This is a genomic window from Salinarimonas sp. NSM, assembly GCF_052380005.1.
Taxonomy (GTDB): Bacteria; Pseudomonadota; Alphaproteobacteria; order Rhizobiales; family Beijerinckiaceae; genus Salinarimonas.
This window is the reverse complement of record NZ_JBQTCJ010000091.1, coordinates 1-13218: the sequence shown is the minus strand read 5'-3', so window position 1 is coordinate 13218 and position 13218 is coordinate 1. Positions and strand designations below refer to the sequence as shown.

At 71.6% G+C, this 13218-nt stretch carries 14 protein-coding genes and 1 tRNA gene; 7 read left to right on the top strand and 8 right to left on the bottom strand.

Annotated features, from left to right (window positions below; translation table 11 throughout):
• Positions 1–338: exodeoxyribonuclease VII large subunit (locus ACTZWW_RS21660; RefSeq protein ID WP_444783040.1), on the top strand; the 338-nt coding region annotated here is incomplete at its 5' end.
• Positions 339–456: 118 nt separating this feature from the next.
• Here ACTZWW_RS21660 and ACTZWW_RS21655 read toward each other — a convergent pair.
• Both ACTZWW_RS21655 and ACTZWW_RS21650 read right to left on the bottom strand, forming a co-directional pair.
• Positions 457–543, bottom strand: a tRNA-Leu gene (locus ACTZWW_RS21655).
• Positions 544–672: 129 nt separating this feature from the next.
• The gene (locus tag ACTZWW_RS21650; RefSeq protein WP_444783039.1) at positions 673–1020 is read right to left on the bottom strand and encodes a FliM/FliN family flagellar motor switch protein; all 348 of its coding nucleotides are present in this window, start codon (positions 1018–1020) and stop codon (positions 673–675) included.
• 70 nt (positions 1021–1090) lie between these two features.
• Here ACTZWW_RS21650 and lipB point away from each other — a divergent pair, with 70 nt between their 5' ends.
• A complete protein-coding gene (gene lipB / locus ACTZWW_RS21645; RefSeq protein ID WP_444783041.1) occupies positions 1091–1822 on the top strand; it encodes a lipoyl(octanoyl) transferase LipB in 732 nt (243 codons plus the stop codon).
• Between the two features lie 8 nt (positions 1823–1830).
• On the opposite strand, the gene ACTZWW_RS21640 is transcribed toward lipB, so the two are convergent.
• Genes ACTZWW_RS21640 through ACTZWW_RS21630 form a run of 3 tightly spaced genes read right to left on the bottom strand, consistent with a single transcriptional unit; the run spans position 1831 to position 5295 of the window.
• Positions 1831–2967 (bottom strand): CaiB/BaiF CoA transferase family protein, encoded by a 1137-nt coding sequence (locus tag ACTZWW_RS21640; protein WP_444783038.1) that lies wholly within the window; start codon positions 2965–2967, stop codon positions 1831–1833.
• Complete coding sequence (locus ACTZWW_RS21635) at positions 2964–3512, bottom strand: DUF1499 domain-containing protein (protein ID WP_444783037.1); 549 nt, start codon at positions 3510–3512, stop codon at positions 2964–2966. The genes ACTZWW_RS21640 and ACTZWW_RS21635 overlap by 4 nt, the downstream gene beginning before the upstream one ends.
• Positions 3513–3561: 49 nt before the next feature.
• Positions 3562–5295 (bottom strand): LysM peptidoglycan-binding domain-containing protein, encoded by a 1734-nt coding sequence (locus ACTZWW_RS21630; protein WP_444783036.1) that lies wholly within the window; start codon positions 5293–5295, stop codon positions 3562–3564.
• Between the two features lie 142 nt (positions 5296–5437).
• Between ACTZWW_RS21630 and ACTZWW_RS21625 the strand changes: the two genes are divergently transcribed.
• A complete protein-coding gene (locus ACTZWW_RS21625) occupies positions 5438–6055 on the top strand; it encodes an LOG family protein (RefSeq protein WP_444783035.1) in 618 nt (205 codons plus the stop codon).
• Positions 6056–6089: 34 nt separating this feature from the next.
• Here the strand turns inward: ACTZWW_RS21625 and ACTZWW_RS21620 are convergent, their stop codons facing one another.
• The gene (locus ACTZWW_RS21620) at positions 6090–8153 is read right to left on the bottom strand and encodes a protein meaA (protein ID WP_444783034.1); all 2064 of its coding nucleotides are present in this window, start codon (positions 8151–8153) and stop codon (positions 6090–6092) included.
• A 207-nt stretch (positions 8154–8360) separates the two neighbouring features.
• On the opposite strand from ACTZWW_RS21620, the gene ccrA reads away from it, so the two are divergent.
• The 3 genes from ccrA to ACTZWW_RS21605 are packed head-to-tail and all read left to right on the top strand — an operon-like array spanning position 8361 to position 10337.
• Positions 8361–9617, top strand: a complete 1257-nt coding sequence (ccrA, locus tag ACTZWW_RS21615) for a crotonyl-CoA carboxylase/reductase (RefSeq protein WP_444783033.1) — start codon at positions 8361–8363, stop codon at positions 9615–9617.
• 50 nt (positions 9618–9667) lie between these two features.
• Positions 9668–9979: a BrnT family toxin gene (locus tag ACTZWW_RS21610; protein WP_444783032.1), complete on the top strand. Its 312-nt coding sequence runs from the start codon at positions 9668–9670 to the stop codon at positions 9977–9979.
• On the top strand, positions 9963–10337 hold the full coding sequence (locus ACTZWW_RS21605) for a helix-turn-helix domain-containing protein (protein WP_444783031.1): 375 nt from the start codon (positions 9963–9965) through the stop codon (positions 10335–10337). Before ACTZWW_RS21610 ends, ACTZWW_RS21605 begins: the two co-directional genes overlap by 17 nt.
• Here ACTZWW_RS21605 and fliG read toward each other — a convergent pair.
• Positions 10331–11383 carry a flagellar motor switch protein FliG gene (gene fliG, locus ACTZWW_RS21600; RefSeq protein ID WP_444783030.1) on the bottom strand — a complete coding sequence of 351 codons (1053 nt, stop codon included), beginning with the start codon at positions 11381–11383 and terminating at the stop codon, positions 10331–10333. The two genes, ACTZWW_RS21605 and fliG, sit on opposite strands and share 7 nt — an antisense overlap.
• 280 nt (positions 11384–11663) lie before the next feature.
• On the opposite strand from fliG, the gene ACTZWW_RS21595 reads away from it, so the two are divergent.
• Positions 11664–13013 (top strand): flagellar hook protein FlgE, encoded by a 1350-nt coding sequence (locus ACTZWW_RS21595; protein ID WP_444783029.1) that lies wholly within the window; start codon positions 11664–11666, stop codon positions 13011–13013.
• On the opposite strand, the gene ACTZWW_RS21590 is transcribed toward ACTZWW_RS21595, so the two are convergent.
• On the bottom strand, positions 12997–13218 hold a 222-nt coding region (locus ACTZWW_RS21590), incomplete at its 5' end, for a hypothetical protein (RefSeq protein ID WP_444783028.1). The two genes, ACTZWW_RS21595 and ACTZWW_RS21590, sit on opposite strands and share 17 nt — an antisense overlap.

The following is a 13218-nucleotide window of genomic DNA, read 5'->3' as shown; positions in this document are numbered from 1 at the left end:
CGCGCACCCTCGCGGGCGTCTGGCAGCTCGCCGAGAGCCTGAGCTGGCGCTCGGTCCTAGCACGCGGCTACGCGCTCGTGCGCGACGATGACGGCAGGCCCGTGCGCGCGGCGGCGTCGGTCGCGCCCGGCGCGGCGCTCACCCTGGAATTCGCCGACGGCAGGCTCGGCGCGCGGGCGGAGGGCGGCGGGACGCGCAGCCCCGAGGACCCGCCGCAGGCCGAGGCGCCGACCGAGGCGTCGACGGCCGCGCCCGCGCGGAAGAACAAGCCCGCCCGCGCGACGAAGGCGGCCGCGCCCTCAGCGGCGAGGGCGCAGGGGAGCCTGTTCGACCTTTGAGGCGATGGGCGCGTGTCTTCGGCGGGCGTCGCGCCAGAAAACACGAAGGCCGCCGGGTCGCCCCGACGGCCTTTCGTGTATTCACCCAGTATCGACTCCGACGCCCCGCACCATATTCTGGTGCGGCCGAGAGGATTTGAACCTCCACCCCGTTTCCGGGACTAGCACCTCAAGCTAGCGCGTCTACCAATTCCGCCACGGCCGCGGAGCCTTCTCGGGGGCGCCGCCCCCGGGGTGCGCAGCGTGTATCAGATCGAATCGGGGGGGACAAGCGGCTTTTCCGGACGCCGGCGAAAAATCGGCGTGGCGCCAGCAAACGCCCTCGGATCGCCCGTCACTCCTCCTGAACCGGTGCCGCACCGGCCTGCGCGGCCATCAATGCGGCCGCTTCCTCCAGCGCTTCGGAGACCGAGAGCGCGTCGCCGATGGACATGCCGGGGTCGGACGTGTGGCTCGGCTTGGGGATGATCTCCGTGATCTCCACCTGGATGCGCGTGCCGGTGACGACCACCTGGCCGCGGGCGATGGGGTGGTCGTTGGCGAGGATCTCGACCATGTCCGTGTCCGAGCTCTCGAGCTCGATCACGGCGCCACGGCCCATGCGCAGGAGCATGTGCACCGGCATGCGGGTGCGCCCGAGGACGATGGTCAGATCGACGTGGAGGCCTTCCATGCTGGACACGCGCCGCGAACTCCTCGACATGAGACGACTGAACCCGAACGACCGCGACCGCACGAGAGGAACCGCGCCGATGCTTGCCGATCATGGTGAACGCTCGGTTAACGACCGCGCCGCGCCGGCCGGCGGCTTCCATCCCGCGCCCGGCTCGCCCCCCGTCGAATGGGCGATCGCGGAGGGGCTCGTCGCCTACGAGGACGCTCTCGCGCAGATGGAGGCGCGCGCGGCGGCGATCGCCGCGGGCGAGGCGGCCGAGCGGGTGTGGCTCGTCGAGCACCCGCCGCTCTACACGGCCGGGACCTCCGCCAAGGAGGCCGATCTCGTCGCGCCGGGCCGCTTTCCCGTCCACGTCGCCGGGCGCGGCGGGCAGTACACCTATCACGGCCCCGGCCAGCGCGTGGCCTACGTCATGCTCGACCTGACCCGCCGCCGCCGGGACCTGCGCGCCTACGTCGCCGCGCTGGAGGAATGGCTGATCGCCACGCTGGCCGCATTCAACGTGCGCGGGGAGCGCCGCGAGGACCGCGTCGGCGTGTGGGTGCGCCGGCCGGAGAAGGGCGCGGGCGTCGAGGACAAGATCGCCGCCATCGGCATCCGCGTGCGCCGCTGGGCGACGTTCCACGGCGTCGCGCTCAACGTCGAGCCGGACCTCGCGCATTTCGACGGGATCGTGCCCTGCGGCGTGCGCGAGCACGGGGTCACGAGCCTCGTCGACCTCGGCCTGCCGGTGACGATGCCGGAGGTGGATGCGGTGATGCGCGCGACCTTCGAGGAGATCTTCGGCCCGACCGTCCCCGCCGCCTGAGCGGCCGCTCAGGCCGGCGGCGCGAACTCGGCGCGCAGCGCCGGGCCGTGCGCATCGCGCGCCGGCACCGGGCCGAGCCGCGGCGTCTCCCCGTCGACGAGGGCGCCGGGCGCGAGCAGGGTGACGGGGCCGGCGGGCGTCTCCACGGACACGGTGCGCAGCTGCGGATGCCGCGCGAGGTCGTCGAGCGTGCTCACGCGGCCATAGGCGATCCGCGCCGCCTCGAGCCGGGCGATCACGGCCTCGCGGTCGAGCCCGCCGAAGACCGATGCGATGATCGCGTCGAGCGCCGCGCGGTTCTCCACCCGGGCCGGGTTCGTGGCGAAGCGGGGCTCGCGCGCGATCCCGGGACGCTCCAGCACCCGCGCGCAGAAGGCCTCCCACTCGGCCTCGTTCTGGATCGAGAGGAGCACGGCCTTGCCGTCGGCGCAGTCATAGTCGCCGTAGGGCGCGATCGAGGGGTGGGCGAGCCCCATCCGCGGTGGCGTGCGCCCGCCATAGGCGAACTGCAGCCAGGGCACGTTCATCCAGTCCGCGAGCGCGTGGAACAGCGACACCGAGACGTGCCGACCGCGCCCGGTGACGCCGCGCCCGATCAGCGCCTGCAGGATGCCCTGGAAGGCGGTCATGCCGGCGGCGATGTCGCAGACCGAGACGCCGACGCGGGCCATGCCGTCCGGCGTGCCGGTGATCGCCGAGAGCCCGCTCTCGGCCTGGACAAGGAGATCGTAGGCCTTGAGCTCGCGGTAGGGCCCATCCTCGCCGTAGCCGGAGATGGAGCAGGTGACGAGCCGCGGGTGCTGCGCGCGCAGGCGCTCCGGGTCGAGGCCGAGCCCCGCCGCCTTGCCCGGCGCGAGGTTCTGGATGAAGACGTCGGCCGCCTCGATCATGCGCCGCACCAGCGCGCGGTCGGCCTCCTCGCGCAGGTCGACGCAGATCGATTCCTTGCCGCGGTTGAGCCAGACGAAATAGGCGCTCTCGCCGTTCACGTCCGCGTCGTAGCGGCGGGCGAAGTCGCCTTCGGGCCGCTCCAGCTTGATCACCCGCGCGCCCGCGTCGGCGAGGCGCCCGGAGGCGTAGGGTGCCGCGACCGCCTGCTCGAGCGAGACGACGAGAAGCCCCGCGAGGTCGCCGGCGTCGCTCACGACGCGACGCCCGCCTCGGCGGCGACGCGCGCCGAGATGGCGTCGAGCCAGCGCTCGAGCCGCGCGCGGTTCGCGCCCATGTCGGAATAGCCGATCTGCGAGCGCGAGTAGAGCGCGAGCCGCGAGCGGCCCGGTCCCGCGCCGTAGATGCGCGCGCTCACCGTGTCGGGGAAGCGCATGGTGGGGCTGCGCACGAGGAAGCGGTCCGTCTCCTCGCGCAGGCCGGCATAGACCTGCTCCGTGCCCGGCTCGGCCGCCGCCACTTCGGCGACGATCTCGCGCAGGCGCGCGCCCGGGACGTCGTAGACCGGCGTGACGAAATCGGGCTCGGCGACGCACACGCCCTCAGGGCAGGCGAGCGCATCGTTCGGCGAATCGCGCCGGGCCAGGCTCTCGAAGGTGACGGGGCCGAGATCGGCGGGGCCGAACAAGGCTGTATAGACGTCGTCGATGCCCCCGGGCTCCGGGCCGCGCCAGACGAGGAAGGCGAAGCCCGCGCCGGCGAGGACGGCCGCCGTCAGGAGGATGCGGGGGGCACGGCGCATGGGTGAGGCTCCGTTGGGACGGGTGCGATTTCGCCTGAGCCCGCGCGGATCAGCCGCCGCGGGCGTCCGCCGCGGCCGGAGCGGCCGCGGGCTCCTGCGCGGGCAGGACGAAGACCTGGCCGGGGAAGATCAGGTCCGGGTTGCGGATCTGGTCCTGATTGGCGTCGAAGATTACCGTGTAGCGGATGCCGTCGCCGTAGATGCGCCGCGAGATGCGCCAGAGGCTGTCGCCGCGCACGACGAGGGCGGTGTTCACCGCCGGGATCGTGAGCGTGGCGGTGCGCGCCTCGCCGGTGCCCTCGGCGGAGATGGGGGGCGTCGTGGTGGTGACCGTCGCCGCTGCCGGCGCGGCCTCCTGCGCGGGCGCGGCGGGCGGCACCGGCTCGGCGACGATGCGGGACGCGGACGCGGCGGGCTCGCCCGCGTCGGCCGAGGCGTCCGCCACGACGACCGGCTCGGAAGCCGGCGGCACGGCGGCCGGATCGGCCTCTGGCGCTGCGGCGACGGCGGGCGCCTCCGGCAACGCCGGCATCTCGAAGGACACCTCCGCGCGCGAGAGCACGCGGCCGTCCGCGCCGCCGATCTCGTCGAGGCGCACGCGGTAGACGCCCGGGCGCACGCCGGTGCCGATGGCGAAGGAGACCGCTCCGGCGCCGTCCGCGGCGGCGGCGCCCACGAACGTGTCGTTCAGGTAGAGCCGCACGCCCGCCTCGGGACCGGCCTCGCCGGAGACGTAGAGCCCGCCCCCGCTCTCGGCCTCGACGCTGGCGATGCGCACGCCCGCCCGACCCGGCGTCGGCGACGCCCCGGCGTCGGCGCCCGCGACCTGGACCGCAGGCTCGGCTGCCTCGCGTGCGGCCTCGGCGCCGACCTCCTCTTCGGCCCCGTCGGCCTGCGCTGCGGAGACCGTCTCGTCGGAGGGCATCGGCGAGGATGCGGGCGGCTCGGGCTGCGAGAGCACGCGCGTCGGTGCGCCGGGCTCCGCGAGCGCCACAATGGGCGCGGTGTCCATCGTGTCGGCGACCACGACGGTGACGCTCTGGCGCCCCCGCCGGGCCGTGCCGTCCGCCTCCTGGATCTGGAGCGCGATCTCGTGCGTGCCGGGCGGCAGCGGCGGCGGGACGAAGGCGAAGGCGCCGGTGGCGTCCGCGACGATGATGTCGTGCCGCTCGCCGTTGCGCAGGAGCTCCACGGTCGCGCCCGCACGCGCGCGCCCCGCGATCACGGCATCGCCCGTCGGCTCGACCCGCACGAGGTCGAAGACGGCCTCGGCGTCGTCCGCGCGCGCGACCGTCGGGGCGGGCGCCGGCGCCTCGGGTTCGGGTTGCGCGACCACCGCCTCCGCCGGCGCGGCGGGCTCGACGGCAGCGACGACGACGTCCGGCGTCGCGGCCGGCTCGGCGCTCCCGGCGACGTCCTGCGCGGTCGCGGGAACCGGCGCGGCGGGCACCGAGGGATCGGGGACGACGGTCTCCGCGGCGACGGTCTCCGCGGCGACGGGCTCGGCGACGAGCGGCTCGCCGACCGGCGGCTGCGCCTGGGCGGCCTCGACCGGCGCCTCGTCCAGCGTCTCCGGTGTGGGCGCGACCGTGGGTCGCACATCGGCGACGACCGGCGCGGCGACCTCGGCGCGCTCCGGCGTCATCGCCTCCACCGCGGTCGCGGCGCCGTCCTCGGCGCGCTGGCCCACCCGGCTCTCGTTCACGAGGAAGGCGCCTATCCCGCCCGCGGCGAGCAGGAGCGTGACGATGATCGCGATGATGCGACGCCGTTCGACTGGCACGGCCTGTGGTCCTCTCGTCTCGGGCGGCGCGCACTGGCGTCCCCGCCCTGGAACGGTTTACTTTCCCTGCGCGTCGTCGGAAACCAAAATCGTGGGGCCGGCAAGCACGAATCGCAACATACTTCAGAGAGGTGGCGCGACAATGCGTCGTATCCGGTCGATCTGCGTCTATTGTGGCTCCGCCGAGGGCCGCGACCCGGCTCACCGCGCGGCCGCCGAGGAGCTGGGCCGCGCCATGGCGGCGGCGGGGGTGCGGCTCGTCTACGGCGGCGGCGCGCTCGGGCTCATGGGCGTCGTGGCGCACGCCACGCTGGAGGCGGGCGGAGAGGTCACCGGCATCATCCCCGACTTCCTCACCCGCAAGGAGAAGCTCCTCGACGACGTGCAGGAGACGATCGTCGTCCCGGACATGCACACGCGCAAGCGCCTGATGTTCGAGCGCGCGGACGCCTTCGTGGCGCTCCCGGGCGGGATCGGCACGCTGGAGGAGCTCGTCGAGCAGCTCACCTGGGCGCAGCTCGGCCGCCACAGGAAGCCCATCCTGCTGCTGTCGCTGAAGGATTTCTGGAAGCCGCTCCTCGTGCTCATCGCCCATATGCGCGAGCAGGGCTTCATCCGCCCGGGCCTCGAGCTCTCCCATCTCGTCGCCGAGCGCGCGAGCGAGATCCTCCCCATGCTCGAGGCCGCGGCCGGCCGGGCCCCGCTGGAGGAGGACGGCGAGCGGGCGGCGACGGAGCGCTTCGTCGAGAGGAAGTTCTGAGCGCGCGCGCCCCTCGGGCGGGGGCCGCGCCGCCTCAATAGCTCCCGCGCGCCGCGCGGCGGTCGCGCTTCGACGCCTGAGGCGCGGGCGGGGTCTCGGGGGCCGGGGGCTTGTCGAGGGCGCGCTCGATGACGCCGACGATCTCGCCCATGATGGCGTCGATCTCGTAGTCCTTGGGCGTGTAGACCCTCGAGACGCCCATGTTGGAGAGTACCAGCGCGTCCTCGTTCGAGATGATGCCGCCGACGACGACGGGGATGTGGTCGAGGCCTTCCAGCCGAAGCCGCGCCATCACCTCGCGCACGAGCGGCACGTGGGATCCCGACAGGATCGAGAGGCCGATGACGTGCGCCTTCGTCTCGGCGGCGCGGGCCACGATCTCGGCGGGCGTCTGGCGGATGCCGTCGTAGGCGACCTCCATGCCGACGTCGCGGGCGCGCAGCGCGATCTGCTCGGCGCCGTTGGAATGCCCGTCGAGCCCGGGCTTGCCGACGACCATGGTCGGCGCGCGGCCGAGCTTCTCGGAGAGCTCGCCGACGAGCAGGCGCACCTCGCGCTCGCGCGGGGTGACCTTCGTCTCCAGCGTGACGCCGGTGGGCGCGCGGTACTGGCCGAAGACGGCGCGCAGGCGCTCGCCCCATTCGCCGGTGGTGACGCCGGCCTTGGCGCAGGCGATCGAGGCCTCCATCACGTTCGCGCCGTCGGAGCGCGCGGCGGCCTCCAGCGCGTCGAGGGCGGCCGCGGCCGCCGCCTCGTCGCGGGCGGCGCGCCAGTCCTTCAGGGCGGCGATGGCGCCCTGCTCGACGTCCTCGGAAACGGTGAGGATCGCCCTGTCGCCCGTCACGAGCGGCGAGGGCTCGCCCTCGCGGTAGCGATTGACGCCCACGACGACTCGCTCGCCCTCCTCGATCTCGGAGACGCGCGCGGCGTTGGATTCCACCAGCGCCCTCTTCATGTAGCCGCTCTCGACGCAGGCCACCGCCCCGCCCATCGCGTCGATGGCGGCGAGCTCCGTGCGGGCGGCTTCCTTGATGGCGGCGACCTCGCGCTCGATCACGGCCGAGCCGTCGAAGACGTCCTCGTATTCGAGCAGGTCGGTCTCCAGCGCCAGGATCTGCTGCATGCGCAGCGACCATTGCTGGTCCCACGGCCGCGGCAGGCCCATCGCCTCGTTCCAGGCCGGCAGCTGCACCGCGCGGGCGCGCGCCTTCTTCGAGAGCGTCACCGCCAGCATCTCGATGAGGATGCGGTGGACGTTGTTCTCCGGCTGCTGCTCGGTGAGACCCAATGAGTTCACCTGCACGCCGTAGCGGAAGCGCCGGCTCTTCTCGTCTGCGATCCCGTAGCGGTCGCGGCACACCTCGTCCCAGAGGTCGGCGAAGGCGCGCAGCTTGCAGATCTCGGTGACGAAGCGCATGCCGGCGTTCACGAAGAACGAAATCCGCCCCACCATCTGGGCGAAATCCGCCTCCGGCACGCCCTTGGCCTTCACCCGGTCGAGCACCGCGCAGGCGGTGGCGAGCGCGAAGGCGACCTCCTGAACCGGCGTCGCGCCCGCTTCCTGCAGGTGGTAGGAGCAGACGTTCATCGGGTTCCACTTGGGCATCTCTTCCCGCCCGAAGAGGATCGTGTCGCGGGTGAGCCGCAGGCTCGGCTCGGGTGGGAAGATGTAGGTTCCGCGCGAGAGGTATTCCTTGACGATGTCGTTCTGCGTCGTGCCGGTGAGCGCGTCGCGCGGCGCGCCCTGCTCGTCCGCCACCGCGACGTAGAGCGCGAGCAGCCACGGCGCGGTGGCGTTGATCGTCATCGAGGTGTTCATCGTGGCGAGCGGGATGCCGTCGAGCAGCGTGCGCATGTCGCCGAGATGCGCCACCGAGACGCCGACCTTGCCGACCTCGCCGCGGGCGAGCTCGTGGTCGGGGTCGTATCCCGTCTGCGTCGGGAGGTCGAAGGCGATCGACAACCCGGTCTGGCCCTTGGCGAGGTTGCCGCGATAGAGCCTGTTCGACTCCACCGCCGTGGAATGCCCCGCATAGGTGCGGAAGATCCACGGCTTGTCGCGGGTGCGTCCGGTCTCGCTCGCAGCGGTCTCGCTCATGGCGCCTCTCCCGATCCTCGCCCCGCCTCGCAGGAGGGCAGAGCATGGTGCAATGCATATAGAGCGGGGTCCAGCGCCGCGCCCTCATCCCTTTTGCCGAGATGCGAAGGGGGAACGGAGCGGCCGCCTTCGCCCTTGGTCGTGTTGCGATGCACCCCTCCCGCGCTACTCTCCCGTCACGGGATGCGAGACGACGAGGACCATGCCATGTCGAGCCAGCCGGTGAAGGACGCCTACGAGATCGGGGAGATCCCCCCGCTCGGCCACGTGCCGGCGACGATGCTCGCCTACACGATCCGCAAGGACCGCCACGGCCCGCCGCTGGAGAGCCTCGTCGTCGAGCGCGTGCCGACCTGGGAGATCGGCGACGACGAGGTGCTGCTGTTCATGATGGCCGGCGGCGTCAACTACAACGGCGTCTGGGCCGCGCTCGGGCAGCCGGTGTCGGTGCTCGACTTCCACAAGAACCCCTTCCACGTCGCCGGCTCGGACGCGGCGGGCGTGGTCTGGAAGGTCGGCGCCAAGGTGAAGCGCTGGAAGGTCGGCGACGAGGTCATCGTCCACTGCAACCAGGACGACGGCGACGACGAGGAGTGCAATGGCGGCGACCCGATGCTCTCCGCCTCGCAGCGGATCTGGGGCTTCGAGACGCCGGACGGCGGGCACGCGCAATTCGCGCGCGTCCAGTCGCGCCAGCTGATGGAGAAGCCGCGCCACCTCACCTGGGAGGAGAGCGCCTGCTACACGCTCACGCTCGCGACCGCCTACCGCATGCTCTTCGGCCACCAGCCGCATACGCTCAAGCCCTCCGACAACGTGCTGGTCTGGGGTGCCTCGGGCGGGCTCGGCGTGTTCGGCGTGCAGCTGTGTGCGGCTGCGGGGGCGAACGCCATCGGCATCATCTCCGACGAGACCAAGCGCGACTACGTGCTCTCGCTCGGCGCCAAGGGCGTGATCAACCGCAAGGACTTCTCCTGCTGGGGGCAGATGCCGCAGGTCGGCACCGACGCCTACAACGCCTGGGCCAAGGAGGCGCGCCGCTTCGGCAAGGCGATCTGGGAGCTGACCGGGAAGCAGGACGTCGACATCGTCTTCGAGCATCCCGGCGAGAGCACCTTCCCGGTCTCCTGCCTGGTGGCCAAGCGCGGCGGCATGGTCGTGTTCTGCGCCGGCACGACGGGCTTCAACCTGACCTTCGACGCGCGCTATGTCTGGATGCGCCAGAAGCGCATCCAGGGCTCCCACTTCGCCCACCTCAAGCAGGCCTCGGCGGCCAACCAGTTCGTGCTCGACCGCCGCATCGACCCGTGCATGTCCGAGGTGTTCTCCTGGGACAAGATCCCGCTCGCGCACCAGAAGATGTGGAAGAACGAGCACGCGCCCGGCAACATGGCGGTGCTGGTGGGCGCGCCGCGCACGGGGTTGCGGACGTTCGAGGACGCGCTGGAGGCGGCCGAGGGGTAGTGCTCTGGTCGTGTTGACGTCTGTTCGTCGACGCATGTACACTCGTTTTCATGTCAACGCCGGATGGATTCGAGTGGGACGATGCAAAAGCCGCTTCTAACGAGGCGAAGCATGGAGTCTCGTTCGACGATGCGATCGAGGTGTTCGACGACCCGGCCAGGATCGAGAAGCCCGATGACCGAAAACGGTACGGCGAGGAGCGACTTATTACCTTCGGGGTCGTCGACGGGGTCCCCTTGTGTGTAGTGTACACTGTACGCGGAAATGTCCGGCGGATCATTTCCGCTCGCGCGGCGAGCCGGAGCGAACGCCGGGACATGCTGAGACCATCAGGGAGCACGCGCCATGGCGATCGTCCGTAGAACCCTCGCCGATCAGCAGTCTCGCCCACGCGGCTTGTCGCCTGAGACGCGCGCCCGCTTGCTCGCCCTTTCCGACGAAGAGATCGAGCGGGCTGCGGCGAGCGACCCGGACAATCCCATTCGAACGAGCGACGAGATTGCGCGGATGGTCTCGGCGACGCGCGTCCGCCGTGCGCGCGAGCGTGCCGGCCTGAGCCTCGACGCCTTTGCGCAGCAATTTCGCATCGACCCGGAGCGGCTGGCCGCGATCGAGGCCGGCCGCCTGCTGCCGGACGAGACCCTGGCGGCCTACCTCACCGTCATCGAGAAGGATCCCGACGCCGTGCGCCGCGCGCTCGACGAGGCGCAGGCTCAGTAGATCAGCTCTTCCTCGGCGCGGTTCTTCGAGATCATGATGTCGCCCTTGTCGGCGAGCTCCTTGGCGAGGTTGACCATCGCGAGCTGGGCCTCGTCGACGTCCTTGATGCGGATCGGCCCGAGCGACTCCATCTCCTCGTTGAGGTTCTTGGCGGCGCGGCTCGACATGTTGCCCAGGAAGAAGGCCCGCACCGGCTCCGGCGAGCCCTTGAGCGCCTTGCACAGGACCTGCTTGTCGACCTGGCGGATCAGCGTCTGGGCGGAGGCGGGGTCGAGCTTCGTCAGGTCCTCGAAGGTGAACATCAGCTGGCGGATGCGCTTGGCCGCCTCGCGGTTGAGGTCGTCGAGCGCCGAGAGGAAGCGCGTCTCGGTCTGGCGGTCGAAGGCGTTGAACACCTCCGCCATGGCCTCGTGGGCGTCGCGCTTGGCCGTCTGGGCGACGGCGCCGACGAACTCGAGGCGCAGCGTCTCCTCGATGTGGTGGAGCGCCTCCTTCTGCACGGTCTCGAGCTTGAGCATGCGGTTGACGACGTCGAGCGCGAAGTCGTCCGGCAGCATCGTCAGCACCCGCGCGGCGTGATCGGGGCGCACGCGCGAGAGGATCACCGCGACCGTCTGGGGGTATTCCGAGCGCAGGTAGTTCGCCAGGATCTCCGCGTCGATCTGCGAGAGGCGCGTCCAGATGCGCTTGCCCGAGGTGTTGTAGATCTCGGCCATGATGATGGCCACCTGGTCGGGCGGGAAGACCTTCATCAGCAGCTGCTCGGTGCGCTCCACCGAGCCCGAGACGCCGGAGTTCGACAGCCGCTGGATGAAGTCGACGATCAGCCGCTCCACCGTCGAGGCGTCCACCGTGCCGAGCTGCACCATCGCGTGGGAGACGGTGCGCACCTCCTCCTCGTCGAGCATCGCCCAGATCGCCTTGCCGTGCTGCTCGCCGAGAAGCAGCAGGAAGAGCGCCGCGCGTTGCGGGCCCGGCAGGCCGTCGAACTCGTCGTTGGCGGCGAGCGCGGCGGTCGCGGCGGCGGTGATGGCGGAGGCGGCCATGGCGAGACGGTCCCGGAGCTCACGTGTCTGGTGCGGGATTCGCCATCGCGCCCCCGCGCGCCCAGCACACACGCGCGAGCGTTAACAGGGAGTTAAGCGCCGGGCCGAACCCGGCAGATCCTGCCGGGCGGGGCGCCTCCGTTGCCGGGCGCGGGCCGCCGCCGGGTCGCGCGAACCGTTGCGTCTCAACGAGTTTCCGCATGGCACGTCGCTTGCGGTGCTGCCGGAGAGTGGCGCTGCGTTCCGGCGTCGACGGGAAGCTCAAGAGGGTAGATCGGTCATGGGCAGCTTCGGATCCTTGCTGACGGCGGTGGCGGGCCTCAGGTCCCAATCCTTCAGCATGCAGAACATCTCGGGCAACATCGCGAACTCCTCCACGCCCGGCTTCAAGCGGGTCGACACGAGCTTCGTCGATCTCGTCCCCGAGCAGCCGATCACGCGGCAGGTCTCGGGCTCCGTCAACGCGTTCTCGCGGGCGACGAACACGCTCACGGGCTCGTACCTGCCGACGAACATCGACACCAACGTGGCGCTCAACGGGCAGGGCTTCTTCGTCGTCGGCCAGCCCCCGGTCGCGACGACGACCGTTGTGCGCCAGAGCCCCGAGCTCTACACCCGCCGCGGCGATTTCGAGCTCGACCGGCAGGGCTACATGGTCAACGGCGCCGGCTACGCACTGCGCGGCACGATGCTCGATCGCACGACCGGCGCGCCGCTCCCCAACCAGCAGGGCGGCTTCATCCAGATCACGCAGGAGCTGCTCGGGCGGCTCGACCCGAACCCGACCTCGACGGTGAACTACCAGGCCTCGCTGCCGACGAACCCGGGAACGGTCACCGCCCAGGGAGGCGGCGCCGCCGAGATGGCGCCGGCCGGCGGGCCGGCGGCGATCACGGAGGCGCAGGAGACCGACTTCCTGAACTCGACGCTCCCCGGCGGCAGCGTCACGGTCTACAACGCCGTGGGTGCGATCGGCAGCATGAACCTGCGCTGGGGACGGCTGACCAACGATCCCGCGACCGGCAGCACCTGGGCGCTCTACTACGAATCCCGCTCGGGCACGCCGACCGACACCTGGCGGCGCCTCGACACCGACGCCGTGTCCTTCAACACCGCCGGCGCCATGACCGGCCCCGCCGACGGCGCGCTCTCGTCGGGCACGGACATCACCATCAACAACGTCGTCTTCCAGCCCGTCGACATCAACATCCAGGGCGGCATGACGGTCAACGACACCGGCGGCTCGGTGATCCCGAGCTTCATCGAGCAGAACGGCTTCGGCGTCGGTCGCTACGAGAGCGTGGCGATCTCCGAGGAAGGCGTGGTCTCGATCGCCTACAGCAACGGCCAGGTGCGCCCGGTGGCGGAGCTGTCCCTCGTCGGCTTCTTCGCGCCCAACGCCCTGCGCCGCGTGGACGGCGGCGCCTTCGAGGCGACCCGAGAATCCGGCGACCCCTCCGTCGCCTTCGCCCGCGGCACCGTGCTCGCGGGCGGCGTGGAGAGCTCCAACGTCGACATCTCGGAGGAATTCGCCAAGATGATCGTCACCCAGCAGGCCTACACCGCCAACACGCGCGTGATCTCGGCCTCGCAGGAGATGATCCGCGACGTGCTCAACGTCGTGCGGTGACCGCGGCCGCCGGCGCGATCAGCCGGCGCGCGGCGGCGAAAATCCCGCGGGCGGGGAGACCGGGGCGGCCGACCGAGCTCGGTGCGAGGCTCCAGTCGTTGCGCACCGGCGCCGGCGCGAGCGGCCGGCGTGCGACCAGGGCGGCGAGGGCGGGCGCCTCCACGGGCGTGGCGGCGGTGAGCCAGGCATGGTCGCGCACCAGGAT

What these genes read in the sequence shown, in the direction of transcription:
- ACTZWW_RS21625 (WP_444783035.1), top strand. Translation starts at nt 5,438, where the DNA reads ATGCGTCGTATCCGGTCGATCTGCGTCTATTGTGGCTCCGCCGAGGGC.
- ACTZWW_RS21620 (WP_444783034.1), bottom strand. Translation starts at nt 8,153, where the DNA reads ATGAGCGAGACCGCTGCGAGCGAGACCGGACGCACCCGCGACAAGCCG.
- lipB (WP_444783041.1), top strand. Translation starts at nt 1,091, where the DNA reads ATGCTTGCCGATCATGGTGAACGCTCGGTTAACGACCGCGCCGCGCCG.
- ACTZWW_RS21595 (WP_444783029.1), top strand. Translation starts at nt 11,664, where the DNA reads ATGGGCAGCTTCGGATCCTTGCTGACGGCGGTGGCGGGCCTCAGGTCC.
- ACTZWW_RS21610 (WP_444783032.1), top strand. Translation starts at nt 9,668, where the DNA reads ATGTCAACGCCGGATGGATTCGAGTGGGACGATGCAAAAGCCGCTTCT.
- ACTZWW_RS21635 (WP_444783037.1), bottom strand. Translation starts at nt 3,512, where the DNA reads ATGCGCCGTGCCCCCCGCATCCTCCTGACGGCGGCCGTCCTCGCCGGC.
- fliG (WP_444783030.1), bottom strand. Translation starts at nt 11,383, where the DNA reads ATGGCCGCCTCCGCCATCACCGCCGCCGCGACCGCCGCGCTCGCCGCC.
- ACTZWW_RS21605 (WP_444783031.1), top strand. Translation starts at nt 9,963, where the DNA reads ATGGCGATCGTCCGTAGAACCCTCGCCGATCAGCAGTCTCGCCCACGC.
- ccrA (WP_444783033.1), top strand. Translation starts at nt 8,361, where the DNA reads ATGTCGAGCCAGCCGGTGAAGGACGCCTACGAGATCGGGGAGATCCCC.